5 protein-coding genes are annotated in these 4490 nt (G+C 71.0%); 4 read left to right on the top strand and 1 reads right to left on the bottom strand.

Annotation, left to right across the window (positions count from 1 at the left end; genetic code table 11):
* The coding region (locus tag ACOVRJ_RS06970) for an HAD family hydrolase (protein ID WP_422043161.1) at positions 1-479 on the top strand (479 nt) is incomplete at its 5' end.
* A gap of 6 nt (positions 480-485) precedes the next feature.
* Complete coding sequence (locus ACOVRJ_RS06975) at positions 486-1112, top strand: HAD family hydrolase (protein WP_422043162.1); 627 nt, start codon at positions 486-488, stop codon at positions 1110-1112.
* Between the two features lie 251 nt (positions 1113-1363).
* Here ACOVRJ_RS06975 and ACOVRJ_RS06980 read toward each other — a convergent pair whose 3' ends face one another.
* Positions 1364-2329, bottom strand: a complete 966-nt coding sequence (locus ACOVRJ_RS06980; protein WP_422043163.1) for a LysR family transcriptional regulator — start codon at positions 2327-2329, stop codon at positions 1364-1366.
* A 102-nt stretch (positions 2330-2431) separates the two neighbouring features.
* On the opposite strand from ACOVRJ_RS06980, the gene ACOVRJ_RS06985 reads away from it, so the two are divergent.
* Positions 2432-2914 carry a (2Fe-2S)-binding protein gene (locus ACOVRJ_RS06985; protein ID WP_422043164.1) on the top strand — a complete coding sequence of 161 codons (483 nt, stop codon included), beginning with the start codon at positions 2432-2434 and terminating at the stop codon, positions 2912-2914.
* Positions 2911-4490, top strand: a 1580-nt coding sequence (locus ACOVRJ_RS06990) for a molybdopterin cofactor-binding domain-containing protein (protein WP_422043165.1), incomplete at its 3' end; no start/stop codon positions are given. The genes ACOVRJ_RS06985 and ACOVRJ_RS06990, both read left to right, overlap by 4 nt.

Below are 4490 nucleotides of genomic sequence, written 5' to 3' on the forward strand. Positions count from 1 at the left end.
GCGGCAGATCGCGCGAGAACATCACCTCGATCATGCGCGACGTTCCGCTCATCGAGGGCATCCGCGAAACCTTGCAGGAACTGCACAGACGCAGCGTCTTCACCGTCCTCAACACGTTGGCGTGGCGATTCATGGCCAGCGCGGTCGGCGATCGATTCGGCTTCGACGAGTGGACCGGCGCCCGGATGAATTGCGGCCCGGGCGGCCTGCTGACCGGAGCGGTCGCCCGGCACTTCGACGAGCGCGACAAGGTGCGAGCGGTCGCGCGGCTCGCACATCGCTTCGGCGTGCCGATGTCGCGGATCGCGGCGGTTGGCGATGCGCGCTCGGACATCCCGTTGTTTCGGGCGGTGGGCTTCTCGATCGCCCTGAACGGATCGGCGCAAGCCCGGGCGGCGGCGAGTGTTGCGGTCGCAACGCCGTGGCTACCCGACATTCTGCGGGCGCTGCCGCCCCACTTTCTGCCCGCTGAGGATTGACAGCGCATGGCTCACGACATCGCTGCCGTGCTGTTCGATATCGGCGGGGTGCTGGTGGCGCTCGACGGCGTCCCTACCCTGTCGAGGTTACTGGGCGTGGCGCCCGATCACGATGCCTTACATGCACGGTGGTTGGCCTCGCCCGCCGTGGTCGCGCACGAGACCGGCGTCATCGATGCGCCGACGTTTGCGGCCAGAGTCGTATCGGACCTGCGCCTGCCGGTCGCGGCCGAGGCCTTCTTGCAGGACTTCTGCAACTGGCCAACCGGGCTGTTGCCGGGCGCGATCGAGTTGCTGGACGACATCCCGGATCGCTATCGAGTGGCCGCCCTGAGCAACTCGTGCGCCGTGCACTGGGAAAAGATTCGGTCGATGGGACTGACGGATCGTCTCGACAAGACTTTCCTGTCGCATGAGATCGACGCATTGAAGCCGTCGGTCAAGGCCTTCCGGACCGCTCTCGAAGGCCTCGGGCTGTCACCCTCCCGAGTGCTGTTCCTGGACGATGGCGCGCGCAACGTCGAGGCCGCGGCGCAACTCGGCATGCACGCTTTCGTCGTGCGTGGGCCGGCGCAGGCCCGGTGCGTCCTGTCGCGTTACGGCATCGTCGCGCCGTCTGCGCCGCCGCGGTGAGCTTTGGGGTTCGCTGGCCTGCCTCCCACGGCGACCAACAGGCGACCAGAACCGTCGTCGAAGCGCCCTGGGCCGGATCGGCAGTGCGCCAAGCCGACCGAAGGTGAGAGCACACGCGGCACCGTACCCCCCAAGATAGCCGTCAAGCGGCGTCCGCGCGGGCGCGGGGGCAGCAGGCGCTCGAACGCGAGCAGGCCGGCGGGATGACGCATGCGATGGATGGGCAGCGACTGCCTGCCCGGCCCGGCTAGCTAGGCCAGCGTGTCGCCTGGTAGTCCAGCGCTCCCGGCGAGCAGCCCGGGCCCGGCGCGCGTCAGCGCATCGACCCACCACGCCACGGCCTTGTCCCCGGCGCTGCGCCGCCAGACGATCGCAAAGCGGCCAACCGGCGCCGGCTGCGCCACCGGCAACGGGACCAGGCGGCCGGCGCCGATCCATTCACGCGCCCGCATCGCCGGGACGAAGCCGACCCCCAGGCCATCGGCGATCGCCGCCAGCTTGGCCGCCAGATTCGGAACGACGAGCGTCGGCTGCGCGCCGATCAGACCGACCGAGCGTTTGGGCAGCCGTCGCGAGGAGTCCGAGATCACGACGACTCGATGGCTGCGCACGAGCGCGTCGCCGAGCGCACGGCCGCGGTCTTGCGCCGCTTGCTGCGCCAGCGCATGGCCCGGCGCTGCGACGAACACGAACGGCACGTCGCCAAGCGCCCTGCAGTCCCAACCGCCGCCGGCCGGCAGGCCACCCGAGGCCAGTCCGGCAATCGCCAGGTCGGCGCGGCCGGTGGTCAGCGCATCCCACGGTCCGCCGAGGACCTCTTCGAGCAGGCGGACCGTGGTGCCGGCGCCCAGCGTGTCGAACTCGCGGACGAGCCGGGCCACGCTGCGCAGGTCGAACACGGTATCGATGGCGATCCGCAGCTCCATCGCGCGGCCGTGCCGCAGGGCCTCGAATCGGCGTTCGACATGGTCCGCCTCCGCCAGCATCCTCAGCCCGACCGCGTGCAGTTCGGCGCCGACCTCGGTGAGCGCCATGACCCCGCCCTGGCGACGGACCAGCTTCTGACCCAGCGCGCGCTGCATCTGGTCGACCGCGTAGCTGACGGCCGAAGGCACGCGATCCAGTTCGCGCGCCGCGGCCGAGATCGACCCGGTGCGGGCCACCGTGTCGAGCACGCGCAGAAAGTCGAGGGACAGGCGGGTGCGTTTCGCGGCCACGGTGTCGGGTATTCAGAAAGTTCGTCGCACTAGACAGCGGAATCGAAAGCGGCGCCGCGCCGCCTCTTCTAGAGTCGACGACCGCAACAGCCGGAGAAACACGTGGACGACGGGGACAAGATCGTACGGGTACGCCTGGATGTCAATGGCGCACCGCGCGACTACGCCGGGCCGGCAGCGCGACCGCTGCTGTGGTTCCTGCGCGACCAACTGGGCCTCACTGGCACCAAGTACGGCTGCGGCATCGGGCAGTGTGGTGCCTGCACCGTGCATCTGGATGGCGCGGCCGTCAGAAGCTGTGTCGTTCCGATGAGCGCCACGTCGAAACGCAAGGTTCGGACGATCGAAGGCCTCGGCACCCCAGACCGGCCTCACCCCGTTCAGCAGGCCTGGCTGGAGATCGGCGTATCCGAGTGCGGCTATTGCCAGCCCGGCCAGATCATGGCGGCGGCCGCCGCGCTGGCTGGCCCGACGCCGCCGCCCGCGCAGACGCTGGAGGACATCGGCAACATCTGCCGCTGCGGCACCTACGCCCGCATCGGCGCGGCGATCGCGCTGGCGCGCGCACGGGGAGCATCGGCGTGAAGCTCGGTCGACGCGCTTTCGTCTGTGCGGTCACGGCGACGGGGATTGCCTGCCTGGCGGGTCCGGCGCGGGTCCTCGGCGGTGCTGCCGCTTCCACGTCGGCGCAGCCGCCGGTCAACGACTGGTCGGTGTGGCTGGTGATCGACGCGGCGGGCGCAATCACGCTGTTCCACAAGGTCACGGACCTCGGCCAGGGCACGCCCTCGTCCTTCGCGGCCATCGTTGCGCACCAGCTCGACGTGGCGCCGGAGCGGATTGCGCTCAAGCAGGCGCCCGTGCGCGCGCCCTATCTGGGACCGGACGGCGACTACGTCACCTCGGGCAGCGCCGGCATTCGGGCTCACTACGCCTCGTTGCGGCAACTGGGCGCGACCGCGCGCGCGGTGCTGGTGCAGGCCGCCGCTGCGCGCTGGCAGGTGGCGGCGGCCGAGTGCGCTGTGCAAGCCGGGGCGGTCGTGCACCGACCCTCGGCGCGCATCGCGCGCTTTGCCGACCTGGCGGACGCGGCGGCCCGTCTTCCGGTGCCGTCCGAGGTGCAGGTGGACGAGCGCAGGATGCCCCGCGCCGCATTCGCGGGCCGGGCGCGCGCCGACGAGTTCGGCTTCCTCGACGGCTCGGCGGTGTTCGGGGTCGATGTTCGACTGCCGAACCTGAGCACTGCGGCGATCGTTCACAGCCCGATCGCGGGCGGTGCCGTGCGCTCGGTGGATGCAACCGCGGCCTTGCGCAGCGCGGGGGTGGTGGACGTGGTCCGGCTCGACGACGCGGTGGCGGTCGTGGCCAGCGACTTCTGGACGGCAAGCCAGGCGCTGCGCAAGCTGCGCATCGAATGGACGCCGCCGCCGACCCTGCCCGACACCGACCGGCATCGGCAGGCGCTGCTGGCGGCGGTGGCGGCGGGCCAGGGAATGCCGGTTCGAGGTGAGCGCGAGGGCAGCGCGGCCGAGCAGCGCCGTGCCAGCGAGCGGGTGATGGACGCGGCGCACCGCCGGGTGGAGGCGGTGTTCTACGTGCCGTGGGCGGCCCACATGACGATGGAGCCGCAGACGGCAACGGCGCATGTAGCCGACGGGCGGGCCGAGCTGTGGCTGCCGACCCAGAGTCAGGCACAGGTGCGTTCCACCGTGGCCGAGTTGCTGAAGCTGCCGGAGCGCGCGGTCACGGTCAACACCACCCGCGTCGGCGGCGGCTTCGGCCGGCGTCTCGAAACCGACGTTGCGCGCGAGGCGACGCTGATCGCCCAGCGCGTCAAGCGCCCGGTCAAGCTCATCTGGTCGCGCGAGCAGGACCTGCACAACGACTACTTTCGACCGGCGGCCGCCGCCCGGTTGCGCGCCAGTCTGGACGCCAACGGCGATGTGTCCAGCCTCGTCTTCGACGTGGCCGCGCCGTCGATTCTCGCCAGCAGCAGCAATACGCACACCCTGCCGGCGGACGAACCGGACTTCACGGCGATCATGGGCCTGGCCGGCGGCTACCGGCTGCCGGAGCCGAGCATCGGCTGGACTCGGGTCGAGGCGGGTCTGCGCAGCGGCTGGTGGCGGTCGGTCGGTTGCTCGGCCAACACGTTCTTCCT

Origin of the sequence: Roseateles sp., from assembly GCF_049240545.1 — a bacterium.
GTDB lineage: Bacteria > Pseudomonadota > Gammaproteobacteria > Burkholderiales > Burkholderiaceae_C > Paucibacter_A.